Origin of the sequence: Cyclobacterium qasimii M12-11B, assembly GCF_000427295.1 — a bacterium.
GTDB lineage: Bacteria > Bacteroidota > Bacteroidia > Cytophagales > Cyclobacteriaceae > Cyclobacterium > Cyclobacterium qasimii.
The window spans coordinates 55601-72069 of sequence record NZ_ATNM01000131.1; the positions used below are offsets into that span (position 1 = coordinate 55601).

The window sequence follows — 16469 nt, forward strand, 5'->3', positions numbered from 1 at the left end:
TAATATTTTTTAATCAATTAAAAGGAGATTTGAGCACCAACTGAAACAACTCGCATAATTGGGTAAGCTCCCATACCACTTACTTCTGGGTCCATGATATCATTTCCTGAATAAATCAACCAAAGGTTTTGGCCTGATGCATAAATTTTGGCAGACTCTAAACCTACAAAATCAAGTACATTACTAGGTACTCTATAATTAATCTGTAGATTTCTTAATCTAGCATAAGATACATTGGCATAGTTATAATCTGTAACATGGTTACTTCTCCAGTATTCTTCCAACCATTGGTAAGCACGTGGTTTTGTAGCGTCAATGTTGTCAGGTGTCCATCTGTCCTCAGCGTCATATTGGAAGTAATTCCCAGCAGTTCCAGAACGTAAATCATCATAAATGCCACGAATAGCATTGCCATGTCCCTGTACAAGAGCAGTTACCTCCCAATTTTTGTACGAAAAATTAAGGTTTAAACCGAATGTAAGTTCAGGTGTTGTTGTCAATGGAAATAACTGGCGATCATCTGTAGTGATTTCACCGTCGTTATCAAAATCTTCAATGATAATGTCACCAGGTCTTGCACCTGCAATGTGCGGCATAGAATTCACTTGTTCCTCATCTCTAAAGATCCCGATAGAGTTGTACAGCAATAAAGCACCTTGTGGATGTCCTGTTCTTACCTGCCATGGAACTGGACGTTCTGGCTCATCAGATTCAATGATTCTATTTCTCGCAAAGGCAAAATTACCTGAAACACCATAACCGATATCTCCTTTTTGATCATCATAGCTCATGATCACTTCCAGACCATAATTGTCCACTACACCGAAATTTTCATCTGGTAAAGAAAGACCTACGAAACGAGGAATAGATACATCTCTCTGTACCAAAATATCACTTCTTCTTTCGTAAAAGAAATCCGCATCGAAACCTAACTTGGTGTCAAATAAAAGTGACTCCCAACCTATGTTGAAAATACTTGCTTTTTCCCAGGTAATATTTGGGTTAGGGATCCCTTGTTGCCTTAGACCAGGAAGGTAAGCTTTGTCGTTACCCAAAGCGAGGCCTTGAACAAAACCGTAGCTAGCCAAATACTGGAAAGGAGAAACCAAATCATTCCCCATTTGTCCCCAGGTGGCCTTTAATTTAAATTGGTCGATTAAACCCAAATTGTTTTTCCACCAATCATATTCAGATGGACGCCATCCTGCCAAAACAGAAGGGAAATTCCCCCAACGGCCCGCTTCTTTTGAGAAATTTACTGATCCATCTCTTCTAAAACTAAATTGGAACAAGTAAATTTCTTTGAAATTATAGCTGATTCTACCAAAATAATTTTGTCTTGCACCAAAACTTACTGATCCAGCATTGTCTTTTTCAGCATCACCTCCGGCAAATAGGTAAGGGAGTTGGTCAGATACAAAATATCGTCTGTAAGCGTTGAAGTTTTCCTGAAATCCTTCATTTTGCTCATAGGCCATAAATGCATCAATATTATGCACCTCATTTAAAGTTTTTGTATAATCAATTTTAAAATTGAAAGTACTGGTGTTTGAATAATTGGAATAATCCGTTAGCCTAGGCTCAGGGAAGCCTTTCTGACTACCGATGATGTAGTCTGATCCATCTTCAACTCCAGTATTACCGGCAGCCAAATAAGCCTCTTCATTGAAACTATATAAGGTGAAAGGTTTTTGGAATAATTTTCTTTTTTGAAAATACAGGTCATAGGCAAAATAACTGGAGGCCGATAAACCTTCTACCCATGGGATTCGAAGATTGGCCGAGAAAATGTTATTGCTTCGGAATTGTTTGTCATCATCAAAACCAGTTTGATCTGAAGCCATAACCATTGGTTGGTAACCAAACTCGATATCAGGTCCTGGCAATCCATTAGGATATACGGCATGATTGGTTGGATACATTCTTCGGATGGTCTGAAACATACTTGATGTTGACATGCCAGAATACATTCTATTTTCCTGTATTCCCGAGATGTCTACACCTAAGTCCAAGTATTCATTGATTTTGAAATCAACATTTGCCCTTAAATTGTATCTTTTATAAGAGGTATTGGAATTGGTGTAAATACCATCATCCGCCTGGGTACCAAACGAAGTGAAATAACTTACTTTTTCTCCACCACCTGATACAGATAAGTTATGGTGGTTGGTGCTACTGAAGTCTCTTAAAGCTACCTCGTTCCAATCTGTGTTAGGGTGTGTCCAAGGATAATCTCCTGATCTGTATTTCTCTACATCTTCTAAAGAGAAAAGCATGTTGGATTCATCCACTCCACGATAAGACTGGTTTTCTCTGATCATGGTTGCATAAGTTGCCGCATCTGCCATTTCCGGCAATTTGGTAGGAGATAGCCAGCCTTTATAAAAACCATAAGTGATTCTTGTAGGGGTATCTTTCTGTCCTCTTTTTGTGGTTACCAGAATTACGCCATTTGCAGCTCTTGCGCCATAAATACCAGCGGAGGCATCTTTTAGAACGGTTATGCTTTCAATGTCATTGGGGTGTAGGGAGTTCAAATCTCTTCCTATAATACCATCAATAACCACCAAAGGTGAATTGTTACCTAATGTTGCATTTCCCCTGATTCTAATGCTTGCCTGGTCTTTTCCAGGTTCACCACTACTCTGCATAAATACAGCACCAGGAAGCCTACCTGCTAACGCATTGGAAACTGAACCAACGGGAGCAGCAGAAATTTCATCCGCACTAACAGTGGTAACTGATCCAATTACATTTACTCTTTTCTGAGTACCGTACCCGACTACAACCACTTCATCTAAAGAAGAAATGTTTTCAGATAGTACAACATCTATGATACTTTGATCACCTACTTTAATGGATTTTGAATTAAAACCTATAAAGGAGAATACCAATGTTGATTGTTCTGGAACAGAAAGAGAATAATTGCCATCAAGGTCTGTTGCTGTACCAATGTTGGTACCTGGGATGGAAACTGTTACGCCAGGAATAGGCTCTCCAGCATCATCGGTAACCTTACCATTAATAGTTACATCTTCAATTGCCTTCGCTGTACGTATAGGCTGCTCAGCAGTCGCAAGTGCTGGAGGAGAGAATACCAATTGTAATACTAAAGGAAGTATACAATACAGGGGTATTCTGTAAAATTTAAAATGTTTTCTTTTTTTCATTTCGATAATTGGGTTAATAATAATTAAAGGGTTAATGATTTAGTTTGTGAGACTCTCATAGTGATACTGAAAAAAAGATTGTTAAGCATCATGAGCATTTTACCAAAAAAACAGGGTGGTTTGTTTTAGAAACTATCTTTTAAGTGTAATTATATTTGTCAAAGCAATATAATATTTTTAAAAAGACAAAACATATAAATTTCTTAATTATTGTTAAAAAAATATCTTGTTTCTTTAAATAATTATATTTTTATTTAAATGTTTAATTGATGTTTTCATGTAATTATTCCCGTATATTTCATGTCGTAGGCATGCAATTAAATGAAAATCAGTAGCATTAACTTCTCATTAAAAGTATACAGTCTTTTAATTTGTGGAAAAACTACTTTCGAATTTGTTAAGAATAAAATACCATACTGAATGGGTTTCTTACGGTGAAATTAAGGCTGGTATTGGAATACTTATTTTGGCTAAGCGTAAAAAGTAATTAAAATCCAATTACCCATTTTCGATTTTAATGAATGGTTTTCATACAGCATTGATAGGTAAATTATAAGATGGCTAATTCAATTGCCAAATTCCAGGGGTTTTTTGCTCCAAATTAATCGCTTCCCATTCCTAGCATTGTATATTCTGTCGCTAAAAACATGACTTTAATCATATATCTACCTTCTTATTGTCAATTCCACTATGGCTTTACCAACGTAGCTTTGTTGAAAATAAAAGGCATATGCAAACCAAGCTGGATACACAATTCGCTTTCCCGAGTGAATTAATCACTGCACATTATGAAATTCCGATACCAGATGGTTTTGGTAAAAGTGTCGGTGAGAGGGTAGATAAGAAACAATTTCATATAGCGACCCAACCCGTGCTTTATACGGCAAATTTGCCTAGCATTCTAGATTGGCTTCACAGATTGGATCAGCCTAGTCCTTTGGAAAAAGATCCCTGCGAAATTCCAGTACTACTTTATGACAATGCGCTTTCTTTTGATCGTCTTCTTTTTCATTATGATGGAAGCCCTGCGTCAGCCAAGATCATTAAAAATTTCTTGCACTTATTTGCAGATAACCTTCAAAATAGTAAAGCCACCATTATATCACCTGCATTTATCCCTAAATCAAAATTAAAAGAAGAGCAAGAAATCATCCAGGAAGTCACCAATTGTACCTCTGAAACCTCCTTTATAAAGTTTAATTTTAATAGAATTGGAGATTTCTGGTCCTATGCTGTCAAACAGCAGGTAACTGTGCTAGTAACGACTAAAAGTAATCAGGCAGATTTGGCCAAAGTGCTGTTTCATTTTTATAAGGGTGGACTATGGTATGATAAATTATCGTTTTACCTGGCTTTATAAAATATTATATTTAATGATATTCGTCATGTTTTTTTTTATATTAAAGGATTAACTTGTCCTAAAATGGAGGGAATGCCAAGCAAAATAGAGAAAACCAAAATTATCTGCTGTTATCACTGCGGTGAAAGCTGTGATAATGAGGTAATTATGCGTGACGAAAGAAATTTTTGTTGCACAGGTTGCTTGACTGTTTATGAGGTGTTGGATGAAAATAATTTGTGTGATTATTATGATATTGAAGCCACTCCTGGGACCAATCAGAAAAAGAATTTATTAAGGGAAAATCGATTTGATTATTTAGATGATGAAGAGGTAATTAACAAATTGATTGATTTTAAGGATGAAGAGCAAGCACATGTGACTTTTTTCATTCCGATGATCCACTGTGCATCCTGTATTTGGTTATTGGAAAATCTTTATGTACTTAATCCAGGAGTAATATCCTCACGCGTAGATTTTATAAAAAAGAAGGTTCAAATAAAATATCAACTGAAAGAAACCAGTCTTAAATCTGTGGTTAGTTTGCTGGCCCACATTGGTTATGAGCCTAGGATCAATCTTTCGCATTTAGGGGAGAAAAAAAGGCCTCAGAACAACAAAAGACTTATCTACCAACTAGCAGTGGCAGGATTCTGCTTTGGTAACATGATGTTTTTCAGTCTTCCTGAATATTTTTCAGAGGCGGAATTATTAGGCAATGGCTTTAACAGTCTTTTCAATTACCTGAACATCCTTTTGGCTTTGCCGGTGGTTTTTTATTCTGCTACGGATTATTTTCGTTCTGCATGGATAGCGATAAAAAATCGGTCTGTAAACATGGACGTGCCTATAGCGCTGGGAATTATTAGTTTATTTAGCTATAGCTTGTTTGAAATTTTTGTTTCTGGCCAGGAAGGCTATCTCGATACACTGGGGGGCTTATTGTTTTTCCTTTTAATAGGGAAGTATTACCAGCAGAAAACATTTGACACCTTATCTTTTGATAGAGATTATAAGGCCTATTTCCCTATTGCCATTACCAAAATGGTTAAGGACCTTGAGGAGGTAATACCTTTAACAAAGCTCAATGTGGGAGATATTATTAAAGTGAGAAATGAAGAATTGGTGCCTGCAGATAGTTTGCTTTTAGCCACTGAGGCTTCTATTGATTATAGCTTTGTGACTGGAGAAGAAATACCTGTACCTGTTAAAAAAGGTGAGTTGGTATATGCAGGTGGAAGACAAAAAGGGGCAGCCATAACATTAGCGGTTCAGAAATCCCCCTCTCAAGGTTACCTAACGGACCTTTGGAACCATGAAACTTTTGCTAAAGAGGATCAGGAAGACTCTTTGGCTTCATTGTCCAACAAAATAAGTGGAAAGTTTACTTTCACAGTTCTATTTATAGCATTTGGGGCATTGATATTTTGGAGTTTTAATGATATTTCAATAGGTGTCAAAGCATTTACCTCAGTATTGATTATTACCTGTCCATGCGCTTTGTCCATGTCTACTCCTTTTACCTTGGGAAATGTGATGCGGATATTTGGGAAAGGTGGCTTTTATTTGAAAAACACCCAGGTGATAGAAAAACTGGCAGGAATCGATACGCTTGTTTTTGACAAGACAGGAACGCTTACTGCTCCATCAAAAGCAACCGTTACCTATCATGGAGAAAATCTAACAGATGAATCAAAGCGAATGATAAAAGCATTGGTTAATTATTCTGTGCATCCATTGAGCAATAGGATCAATCAATGGCTAGGTGATGTAAAGCCAGTAGTATTGGACAGGGTGGAGGAAATTCCAGGGAAAGGTTTAACAGCTAGTTATCATTCCAAGACCATAAGTATAGGGTCTGCGCTTTTTTTAGGTGTAGGAGACGAGGATAAAGCCATTAATACGGGAAATGAAGTGTATCTTGTAATTGACGGAATGCACTGGGGCGTTTTCAGTATAGCAAGTGGTGTCAGAGAAGGAATAGAGAAAATGGTTCCGGGTTTAGCAAATTCTTATGAAGTCCATTTACTTTCTGGTGATCATAACCATGAAGAGAAATACTTAAAGAAAGTGCTGGGGGATAAGGTAGCAATGTATTTTCAGCAGTCTCCAAAGAGTAAATTGACTCATATTCGGGACATGCAAGCGAAGGGTAAGCATGTTTTGATGGTGGGTGATGGGTTGAATGATGCCGGAGCACTGAAGGCAGGTGAAGTAGGAATTGCTGTTACAGATAATATCTCTCATTTCAGTCCTGCAAGTGATGCGATTTTGGATGGAGAAAAGCTTAATCTGTTGCCGCAGTATTTAAGTTTTGCACGAACAGGAAGAAGGATAATAAAAGCCAGTTTTGGTTTGAGTTTTACCTATAATGCAGTTGGGATCTTTTTTGCAGTTCAAGGATTGGTAAGTCCGGTTTTGAGTGCAATTCTTATGCCGGCAAGCAGTATTTCAGTTGTATTATTTACGACTTTAGCCACAAATTATAAGGCGTATAGGATAGGATTAAACGATAAGAAGATAATAAAATGGAAGTAATTTTATTTTGATTGGGGTGAGTTTGACTTTGGCTGGAGGGTTTTTATGGCTTTTTTTTAAAGCGATGAAAAGCGGACAGTTTGATGACCAACACACACCTGCTATCAGGATATTATTTGATCAAAAAACAAAAATAAAGCGAACAAAAAACCACCTAAAAAAGAGAAGTGATATGTCAGGAACGACACTTGAAAAGTTTAGTTACGATAACAAGATCGTAAAATTCTTCGGCGCGGCCACCATGATTTGGGGACTTGCTGGCATGCTGATAGGGCTGCTTGCTGCTACCCAGCTATTCCTACCCGAAGCTAATTTAGGAAATCCTTATACGACTTTTGGTCGGATAAGGCCCCTTCATACGAATGCAGTAATATTTGCCTTCGTAGGGAATGCCATATTTGCCGGCGTTTATTATTCTATGCCACGTCTGCTGAAGGCTCCAATGTGGAATAAAACCCTTAGTTGGATACATTTCTGGGGATGGCAGGCCATTATACTTTCTGCGGTTATAACCCTTCCATTGGGTTTAACTTCTTCTAAAGAATATGCAGAGTTAGAATGGCCTATTGATATTGCCATTACCATTATATGGGTAGCATTTGGTGCCAATATGATTGGTACACTGATCAAACGCCGTGAAAAGCACATGTATGTGGCCATTTGGTTTTACCTTGCCTCTTTTGTAACGGTAGCCGTTTTGCACATTTTCAATTCGCTTGCTTTACCAGTATCTTTATTCAAAAGTTACTCAGTTTACGCAGGAGTCCAAGATGCTTTGGTGCAATGGTGGTATGGACACAATGCAGTTGCATTTTTCCTAACTACACCTTTCCTAGGATTGATGTACTATTTCTTGCCCAAAGCAGCCAATCGACCTATATTCTCTTATAAGCTTTCAATCGTACATTTTTGGTCGCTTATATTTTTATATATCTGGGCAGGGCCACATCACTTGCTTTATACCGCATTGCCTGAATGGGCACAGGTATTAGGCGTTGCCTTTTCAATAATGTTACTTGCTCCAAGTTGGGGCGGTATGGTGAATGGACTCCTTACGCTTAGAGGAGCTTGGGACAAAGTTAGGGTAGATCCTGTACTGAAATTTATGGTTGTCGCAGTGACGGCCTATGGTATGGCTACCTTTGAAGGTCCACTACTCTCAATTAAAAGTGTAAATGCCATTGCTCACTACACAGATTGGATTATTGCACACGTTCACATTGGTGGATTGGGATGGAATGGATTCCTTACTTTCTCCATGTTGTATTGGTTATGGCCTAGAATGTGGAGAACAACATTATACTCTACCAAATTGGCCAATACGCACTTTTGGTTAGGTACATTAGGGATACTTTTTTATGCCTTACCATTGTATGTTGCAGCACTTACTCAGAGTTTAATGTGGAAAGAATTTGCAGATACAGGACGTCTTGCTTATCCAAACTTCCTTGAAACTGTTATTCAGATTGTTCCCATGTACATGCTCCGTGCATTTGGAGGATTACTTTATCTAAGTGGAGCCATTATGATGGTCTATAACCTAGTTAAAACAGCAGCTGCTGGATCTTTCCTAGAAGAGGAAGAAGATGAAGCCCCTGCTTTGGCAAAACACGTTCCAGATAATAAGGAATTTTGGCACAGGGCTTGGGAGAGAAAACCTGTGTTTTTCACTATTTTGGCAACCATAGCCATCTTGATTGGTGGTATAGTAGAAATTATCCCTACCATTCTCGTGAAATCCAATATACCTACAATTAGCAGTGTGCAGCCCTATACACCGCTAGAGTTGCAAGGTAGAGATTTGTACATTTCCAATGGTTGTGTTGGTTGCCATTCTCAAATGATCCGTCCTTTCAGGTTTGAAACGGAACGTTATGGCGAATACTCCAAAGCTGGAGAGTTTGTATATGACAGACCATTTTTGTGGGGTTCTAAACGAACAGGTCCTGATTTACATAGAGTAGGAGGCAAATACCCAGATAGCTGGCATTACCACCATATGGTAGATCCTAGAAGTATGTCTCCAGGTTCATTGATGCCTCCTTATCCTTGGATGACTACCAATGTCATGGATCATAGCAATATCGAAGCTAAAATCAGAACCATGCAAAAGTTGGGCGTTCCTTATCCGGAGGGTTATGATGTCAAAGCCATAGAAGACCTTCAAAGTCAGGCACAAATGATCGCAAATAATCTTAAAGAATCTGGAATAGAAGTGTTGCCAGATACTGAAATTATAGCGTTGATAGCTTACCTACAACGATTGGGTACCGATATTAAAAAGGCCGCGCCTGAAAACGAATAAATTTAAAAAGAGATGAAAAAAGATATTTTAAGCTCAATGGAAAACATTGAGATCTACCCCATCATTTCCTTATTGATATTTGTAATTTTCTTTATAGGAATGTTTTGGTGGGTCCTAAAGGTAGATAGAACCTACGTGGACCATATGAAAGAAATGCCATTCAATGATGAACCTCAAAACGATAAGTCTAATGAAAACGTTTAAACTGATTGGAGTCACCCTGATGTGCTTGTTGATGGCTGTCCCTGGCTTTTCGCAGGAAACGGAAACAAGCTTTGCGTCACAAATGCAGCAAATGGATAGCAACACTTTGCTCCTCCTTGCCATTATTGTGGTTGTTTTACTTGTCATAGTTATTATTATAGGAGTGATGGTCTATATGCTGTCATTTTTAATGACTTTGTTGAGAAAAGAGAATCCTGCACTGGAAGAAGAGCCTTCTTGGTGGGAAACATTCAAGACCAAATATGTTGTCGGGAAATTCAAACCAATTGAAGAAGAAAAAGATATCCAGCTAAACCATAGCTATGATGGAATCGTGGAACTTGATAATTTTATGCCACCATGGTTAAAGTATGTTTTTTACCTTACCATCTTTTCTGCGGTTGTTTATTTCCTCAACTATTCCGTACTCGGAATTGGTATGACTCAAATTGAGGAATATGAAGCGTCTTTGGAACAAGCAGCTATAGAAGAAGAAGCAAGAGGAGCGATGATGCTGACTTCAATAGATGAAACCAATGTAGAGGAGGATACATCTACTCCAGCATTAGCAGCAGGGAAAGAACTATTTACAGGTAACTGTGCTGCTTGCCACGCAATGGATGGCGGAGGTGGAGTCGGTCCAAACCTTACTGATGATTATTGGCTACACGGAGGGGATATCAAAAGTGTATTTAAGGTAGTGAAGTATGGTGTAATTGAAAAAGGAATGATACCATGGCAGGACCAACTTGGGCCTGAGGAAATGCAACAAGTTTCCAGTTATATTCTTTCATTACAAGGAACCTCACCGGCCAATCCAAAAGATCCTCAAGGTGAGAAATATGAGCCAGCCATCGAGAAACCAATAGATGCATTGGGAGATGAAGAGTTAGGGGAAGTACCTGCCGAATAAGGCTTGGAAATCTGTCGGGTTTGGACTTGATTCCAAACCCGATATTTCACATAAAAACTTCAGAAAAACATGGCTATCAAAAATGAAAATCTAAACCCGGAAAAATTCAGGGATGCTCTTGGCACTGTAAACCAGGATGGCGGCAGGAATTGGGTTTTTCCCAAAAAAGTTTCTGGTAAATTCTATCAATACAGAACCTATTTCTCCTGGTTATTGCTGGGGATATTATTTGCTGGGCCCTTTATCAAAGTGGACGGTAGACCTTGGTTACTGTTCAATATCTTTGAGCGGAAATTCATCATTTTTGGTGCGGTTTTTTGGCCGCAGGATACCCATTTATTGATATTCTTACTTTTGATTTTCTTTGTATTTATCATCCTGTTTACGGTGGTATTTGGTCGGGTTTTTTGTGGTTGGGCTTGTCCTCAGACACTTTTTATGGAAATGGTTTTCCGAAAGATTGAGTATTGGATAGAAGGAGATGCCAATCAACAAAGAAAGTTGGATGCCATGCCTTGGAATGGAGAAAAAATAAGAAAGAAGACAATCAAAATGTCTCTTTTTGTCCTTATTTCTTTGCTCATTTCTCATACGGTGATGGCTTACCTAATCGGTATTGACAATGTCATAGAAATTGTTACTTCTTCACCTTCCGAGAATTTAACAGGGTTTTTTGGCCTTTTAGCCTTTACGGGAATCTTCCTTTTTGTATTTTCATGGTTTAGAGAGCAAGCTTGTATCGTGGTATGTCCTTATGGTCGACTTCAAGGGGTGTTGCTTGATAACCAGTCCATTAATGTGTCTTATGACTATAAAAGAGGTGAGCCAAGGGCGCCGATTAGAAAAAATAAGGTGGAGGCTGAGCCAGCTGGAGATTGTGTAGATTGCACACTTTGTGTACAAGTTTGTCCTACTGGAATAGATATCAGAAATGGTGTGCAGATGGAGTGTGTTAACTGTACTGCATGTATGGATGCCTGCGATGATGTAATGGAGAAAGTGGATCGACCAAAAGGTTTAATTCGTTATGCTTCTGAAAACAGCATTATAACAGGTACTTCAAAATTAATTACTGGAAGGGTAAAGGCCTATTCTAGTATTCTTTTGCTTTTGATTATTGGTTTTGTGGCATTGTTGTCCACAAGGGAAGACTTAGGTGCTACGGTCACCAGGTTTAGAGGAATGACCTATCAGGCAAGGGAAAATGCACAAATAAGTAACCTTTATGAAGTAACCTTAATCAATAAGACTTTCGAGGAACAAGAAGTTACTTTAGTTCCAGATGATCCTTCCTTTACCATTGAGAAAGTGGGGCATACAGACTGGCGTCTAGATGGTCAATCAAAATTTGAAGGAAGATTCTTTTTGGTTAAAGCACAGAAGGACATGAAAATTCCTCAACAAAATGTTGACCTGTTGCTACAGCAAAATGGGAAAACAATCGATAGAATTTCCACTAGTTTTATGGGGCCTGTTGGTAATTAATACATTTAAATGAAAGCTATATGAATTGGGGAAATGGAATTTTCTTGTTATTGGTCGTTTTTATTGGGCTAATGGCCTCTTTGGTAACCATCTGCGTCAAGCAAGATGATATTCACTTGGTTACTGAGAATTATTATGCTGAAGAAATCAAATACCAGGAACATATTGATAGGGTGACAAACTCCAAAGCCACAGAAGGTAAGGTCATGCATTTTGATGCGACAAGCAAAACTTTACAGTTCAAATTACCAGTAGGGGCCAGTGGAGAATTGCATTTATTTAGGCCTTCAGATGCCAGGTTGGACAGAAAAATTAAAGTGGAAATAAAAGATGCCGCATCTAATTTATTGCCACTTGAAGACCTAAAACCTGGATACTGGAAAATGAAAATGACCTGGGAAGCTGATGGGGTTGCTTTTTTTGAAGAAAAGAAAATTGATATCTAAATGATCTGGACGGCCTTTATTTGGGGAATACTGGGTTCTTTTCATTGCATAGGTATGTGTGGACCGATAGCGCTTGCCCTGGCAGGGAAAGACAGGAACAAATACCTTTTCAATAAATTACTCTACAACTCTGGGAGGGCCGTGACTTATTCTTTGTTGGGAGGCTTGGTAGGTATGGTCGGATTTTCGCTTTCACTTGCCGGTATACAACAGTGGGTTTCTATTGTATTGGGATTGTTAATTATAGGCCTGGCTTTCTTTTATAAGCAATCGGAAAAATGGATTACCGGTTCCTCTTTTTCCACCACTTTGATAAAAATTAAATCCCATCTGGGTAAATCGATAAAAAGAGGTGGAAGCAAAGCATTTTTTGTGACAGGGATTCTAAATGGGTTCTTGCCTTGTGGTATGGTATACATGGCTTTGGTAGCCTCCCTGGCCTTACAGAGTCCCGTGATGGGTATGGCTTATATGTTCGTTTTTGGATTAGGTACTTTTCCAGTGATGATCTTGCTAATGTTTTCTAAAGATATTTTTTCCTTGAACTTTAGGATGAAAATGAACAAGGCAATGCCTTATTTTGTGATGTTTATGGGTGTCTTGTTTGTTTTAAGAGGTATGGGTTGGGGTATTCCTTACTTGAGCCCTACACTTGGATTACCTACGGCTCATGCGGTAGAGCTTTTAGACAGTGGTGTTACCCATTGTGAATAATTTTAAAATTCCTTCCTGAACAACATCCCTAAATACAAATAATGAAATTAATACCTAGATTAGTAGGTGTTTGGTCGAAAGGCTGAATTTGTCCAGTTAAGTGAATTGTTAGGGTCTACTTTTTTCCTGGCTCAGGAAAATCATATCCTCTAGATTATTTTTTTTTAATACCAATGTGCTTGCTTTTGAGGCTATTATCTGTGTTTGTTATTTTGGGGTTAATTGTTTTTAGTAAGCTGACTTTTCGTATTTTGTGATTAGGTTCTCTTTTTACAGAAAATGCCATCAACCATGAATAAATTTTTCAAGTGTATGCTGCTTGTTCTATTGAGCAGTTCAATCCAAGCCCAGCAAATAGAAAAATACCTGATTGCAACGACACTTGGTGATATCGAAGTGGAATTGTATCCTGAAAAAGCACCTGTCACCGTGCAGAATTTCCGGGCCTATGTTGCCAGTGGTGCTTATCAAAATTCCAGTTTTTTTAGGGTTTGTACTCCAGAAAATGAGTCAGACCGGGAAATACAGATAGAAGTAATTCAAGGGGGGAATGTCTCTGATAGCTTATTGTTACCTCCAATTCACATAGAAACAACCAAGGAGACAGGTTTAAAACACAAGGATGGGACACTTTCCATGGCCCGGCTTGAACCTAATAGCGCGCAAAGTTCTTTCTTTATATGCATTAATGATCAACCGGAGCTGGATTTTCAGGGCAAAAGAAATCCAGATGGATTTGGTTTTGCAGCCTTTGGCCAAGTGACTAGGGGAATGGACATCGTGAAAAAAATACAATTAGAGAAGGACGAGGACCAATACCTGATTGACCCTATTGTAATACACTCCATTCAAGCACTTTAAAAGGTTAGGGAAGTGAAAATATAACTTTTAACGTTCTATTTCATGAATATTCTGTTTAGCGATTGAATTTTAAATTAAATTGCTTTATTTGTAATAGAATATAAACCCAAAAACCAATATATGTTTATCTTTATTTTGATTCTATTGGCATTGGCCATAATAATTGTGGCGATTATCAAATTTGAAATTCATCCTTTTCTTGCTTTATTTTGTGGGGCCATTCTGTATGGTCTTATGTCAGGAATGCCTGCAGAGCTGATCATTAGTTCTATTACCGAAGGTTTTGGGGGAGTGCTGGGCAGAATAGGCTTATTGATTCTTTTTGGAGTTATCATAGGTACTTTTTTAGAAAAATCAGGTGGTGCATTTGTAATTGCTCAAAAGGTATTGTCCTGGGTAGGGAAAAAGTCAGTCATGCTGGGGATGATGATTACAGGCTATATTTCTTCTATTCCAGTTTTTGGAGACAGTGCTTTTATCATGCTCAATCCCATTAATAAATCCCTGTCGTTTAAAGGGAAACTACCTTATGCGGCCACTACAGTCGCTTTGACATTGGGCATTACGGCAACCCACTCTTTGGTGCCGCCTACTCCCGGGCCAATAGCAGCGGCTGGAATTCTCAATGCAGATTTAGGTCAGATAATTTTGTTTGGATTAATTACTAGTGCGCTAGGACTGGTACCATGTTATTTCTTTTGTAAATATTGGGTTTCAAAAATTCATTTGGTTCCTGTATTTGCAGAAATTGATAAATTGGGTAAAACAACAAAAAAACCTTCTTTAGGTAAATCCTTCATGCCAATTATCATTCCCTTGACACTAATCATACTGTCTTCTATAGCGGCATACCCGACTCAGCCTTTTGGCGATAACCTTTTTACCTCACTGATTTTGTTTATTGGTAACCCAATCATAGCCTTGTTATTAGGTGCTTTTTTAGCGTTTAGCTTGCCTGAAAAACTTGATAAAAAGGTATTGTCCTCATCTGGTTGGTTTGGGGAGGCATTGTTGATAGGAGCACCAGTAATTCTTATCACTGGTGCAGGAGGGGTATTTGGTAAAATGTTACAAAACTCTGGAATTGCTGATCAAATAAGTGGTTTAATGAGCGCAGGAAATTTAAGTCTATTCCTGCCTTTTGCCATGGCCTTTGCCTTGAAATCTGCACAAGGTTCTTCTACTGTTGCTTTGGTAACAACGGCTTCAATCATGGTGCCTTTGATGCCAGCCTTAGGCTTGGATACAGAAATAATGCGCGTACTTACAGTATTGGCTACCGGTGCCGGGGCCATTGCCGTTTCTCATGCGAATGATAGTTTCTTCTGGGCCATGACGCAGTTGTCAGGTATGAACATCAAGCAAGGCTACCAGTCACATAGTTTAGGAACAGTTATTCTTTCCTTTACTGCAATGGGGATTATTTTTCTTTTGGCCAGCATTTTGGCTTAATCAAGATAACCTGATTAAATGAAGATTACTTAGCTGTCCAGCCACCATCTACTGTCAATAAGGACCCAGTCATATAACTTGCTGCATCACTGGCAAGGAATATGGCTGCTCCTTGTATTTCTTTTAGTTCACCCCATCTTCCCAAGGCTGTTGCGCCAATAATGAATTGCTTGGTAGCAGGATCATCGGCCACTGGAATATTCATCTCGGTAAGAAAAGGTCCTGGACAGATAGCATTGACTTTAATGTTAAATTCAGCCATTTCGAGTCCTAGTGCTCGGGTCATTTGGACGATAGCTCCCTTGCTGGAGGTGTATGGGGTACGGTTTGCAAGTCCAACTACACCAAGTGTACTTGCCAGGTTTATGATTGTGCCTGACTTTTGGTCTTTCATATGAGGAATCACTGAACGACTGCAAAGCCAGGTGCCAGTGACATTGATTGCCATCACCTTATTGAAATCTTCTAGGCTTACTTCATCTATTGCTCCTCGAATATTTATTCCGGCACTATTGATCAAAATATCGATGCTGCCAAAAGCTTCCATAGCAAACGCAGCCATCGCATTGGTTTCCTCTTCTTTTGAAATATCAGCGGCAAAAGAAAGGGCTTTTACACCAAATCCTTTGCTGATTTCTTCTGCGGCTATTTTACCATCTCTTTCTGTTCTATTGACAATTAGAAGATTTGCTCCGGCTGAGGCTAGCCCTGCGGCCATGGCCAGTCCCAAACCTTTTGAGCCTCCTGTGACAATTGCGGTTTTTCCACTTAGGTTAAATAATTTTATTCCTGGTAAGCTGTTAATCATGATTGTTTATTTAAAGGTTTAAATTTTTATTACTGTAGGCCAATGAGGTTAAAACGTTTTTCTCTTCTTTTGCCAATAAAGCTTCTGGACCCAAGGAGTTAACACTTGGCAGGTTGCTGCCATTTGAGTTGACCCAAGTCAGCATTTCAGCCAATTCAGAGGCTGGAACTTGCCCAAGGGTTGTCCAATAGGCAGGGGTCAGGCATGGGATAAGCAGAGGGTTTCTGGTGATCA

12 protein-coding genes and 1 pseudogene are annotated in these 16469 nt (G+C 38.7%); 10 read left to right on the plus strand and 3 right to left on the minus strand.

Annotated elements, in window-relative coordinates; all coding sequences use genetic code 11:
- Positions 1–17: 17 nt before the first annotated feature.
- Positions 18–3170 carry a SusC/RagA family TonB-linked outer membrane protein gene (locus ADICYQ_RS15505; protein ID WP_020892447.1) on the minus strand — a complete coding sequence of 1051 codons (3153 nt, stop codon included), beginning with the start codon at positions 3168–3170 and terminating at the stop codon, positions 18–20.
- Positions 3171–3900: 730 nt separating this feature from the next.
- Here ADICYQ_RS15505 and ADICYQ_RS15510 point away from each other — a divergent pair.
- From ADICYQ_RS15510 to ADICYQ_RS15555, 10 genes are all read left to right on the plus strand, one after another.
- Positions 3901–4530 carry a hypothetical protein gene (locus ADICYQ_RS15510; protein ID WP_040416597.1) on the plus strand — a complete coding sequence of 210 codons (630 nt, stop codon included), beginning with the start codon at positions 3901–3903 and terminating at the stop codon, positions 4528–4530.
- 63 nt (positions 4531–4593) lie between these two features.
- Positions 4594–7047, plus strand: a complete 2454-nt coding sequence (locus tag ADICYQ_RS15515; RefSeq protein WP_020892450.1) for a heavy metal translocating P-type ATPase — start codon at positions 4594–4596, stop codon at positions 7045–7047.
- A gap of 16 nt (positions 7048–7063) precedes the next feature.
- Positions 7064–9352, plus strand: coding sequence for a cytochrome-c oxidase, cbb3-type subunit I (gene ccoN / locus ADICYQ_RS15520; RefSeq protein WP_161625607.1), 2289 nt, complete (start codon positions 7064–7066; stop codon positions 9350–9352).
- Between the two features lie 12 nt (positions 9353–9364).
- Positions 9365–9556 (plus strand): hypothetical protein, encoded by a 192-nt coding sequence (locus tag ADICYQ_RS15525; protein WP_020892452.1) that lies wholly within the window; start codon positions 9365–9367, stop codon positions 9554–9556.
- On the plus strand, positions 9543–10469 hold the full coding sequence (locus ADICYQ_RS15530; protein ID WP_040416600.1) for a cbb3-type cytochrome c oxidase N-terminal domain-containing protein: 927 nt from the start codon (positions 9543–9545) through the stop codon (positions 10467–10469). The genes ADICYQ_RS15525 and ADICYQ_RS15530 overlap by 14 nt, the downstream gene beginning before the upstream one ends.
- A gap of 69 nt (positions 10470–10538) precedes the next feature.
- Positions 10539–11954, plus strand: coding sequence for a cytochrome c oxidase accessory protein CcoG (gene ccoG, locus ADICYQ_RS15535; protein WP_020892454.1), 1416 nt, complete (start codon positions 10539–10541; stop codon positions 11952–11954).
- A gap of 20 nt (positions 11955–11974) precedes the next feature.
- Positions 11975–12400: a FixH family protein gene (locus ADICYQ_RS15540; RefSeq protein ID WP_020892455.1), complete on the plus strand. Its 426-nt coding sequence runs from the start codon at positions 11975–11977 to the stop codon at positions 12398–12400.
- Positions 12401–13114 (plus strand): sulfite exporter TauE/SafE family protein, encoded by a 714-nt coding sequence (locus ADICYQ_RS15545; protein WP_040416603.1) that lies wholly within the window; start codon positions 12401–12403, stop codon positions 13112–13114.
- A 312-nt stretch (positions 13115–13426) separates the two neighbouring features.
- Positions 13427–13975, plus strand: coding sequence for a peptidylprolyl isomerase (locus ADICYQ_RS15550; protein WP_020892457.1), 549 nt, complete (start codon positions 13427–13429; stop codon positions 13973–13975).
- Between the two features lie 120 nt (positions 13976–14095).
- Positions 14096–15427: a GntP family permease gene (locus ADICYQ_RS15555; protein WP_020892458.1), complete on the plus strand. Its 1332-nt coding sequence runs from the start codon at positions 14096–14098 to the stop codon at positions 15425–15427.
- 25 nt (positions 15428–15452) lie between these two features.
- Here the strand turns inward: ADICYQ_RS15555 and ADICYQ_RS15560 are convergent, their stop codons facing one another.
- A complete protein-coding gene (locus ADICYQ_RS15560) occupies positions 15453–16235 on the minus strand; it encodes an SDR family NAD(P)-dependent oxidoreductase (protein ID WP_020892459.1) in 783 nt (260 codons plus the stop codon).
- Between the two features lie 10 nt (positions 16236–16245).
- Positions 16246–16469, minus strand: a pseudogene (locus ADICYQ_RS15565) (sugar phosphate isomerase/epimerase); the annotation flags it as partial.

Excerpts from the sequence above, each read along its gene's own strand:
- ADICYQ_RS15505 (WP_020892447.1), bottom strand. The coding sequence starts at position 3,170 with ATGAAAAAAAGAAAACATTTTAAATTTTACAGAATACCCCTGTATTGT.
- ADICYQ_RS15510 (WP_040416597.1), top strand. The coding sequence starts at position 3,901 with ATGCAAACCAAGCTGGATACACAATTCGCTTTCCCGAGTGAATTAATC.
- ADICYQ_RS15515 (WP_020892450.1), top strand. The coding sequence starts at position 4,594 with ATGGAGGGAATGCCAAGCAAAATAGAGAAAACCAAAATTATCTGCTGT.
- ADICYQ_RS15525 (WP_020892452.1), top strand. The coding sequence starts at position 9,365 with ATGAAAAAAGATATTTTAAGCTCAATGGAAAACATTGAGATCTACCCC.
- ADICYQ_RS15530 (WP_040416600.1), top strand. The coding sequence starts at position 9,543 with ATGAAAACGTTTAAACTGATTGGAGTCACCCTGATGTGCTTGTTGATG.
- ccoG (WP_020892454.1), top strand. The coding sequence starts at position 10,539 with ATGGCTATCAAAAATGAAAATCTAAACCCGGAAAAATTCAGGGATGCT.
- ADICYQ_RS15540 (WP_020892455.1), top strand. The coding sequence starts at position 11,975 with ATGAATTGGGGAAATGGAATTTTCTTGTTATTGGTCGTTTTTATTGGG.
- ADICYQ_RS15545 (WP_040416603.1), top strand. The coding sequence starts at position 12,401 with ATGATCTGGACGGCCTTTATTTGGGGAATACTGGGTTCTTTTCATTGC.
- ADICYQ_RS15550 (WP_020892457.1), top strand. The coding sequence starts at position 13,427 with ATGCTGCTTGTTCTATTGAGCAGTTCAATCCAAGCCCAGCAAATAGAA.
- ADICYQ_RS15555 (WP_020892458.1), top strand. The coding sequence starts at position 14,096 with ATGTTTATCTTTATTTTGATTCTATTGGCATTGGCCATAATAATTGTG.
- ADICYQ_RS15560 (WP_020892459.1), bottom strand. The coding sequence starts at position 16,235 with ATGATTAACAGCTTACCAGGAATAAAATTATTTAACCTAAGTGGAAAA.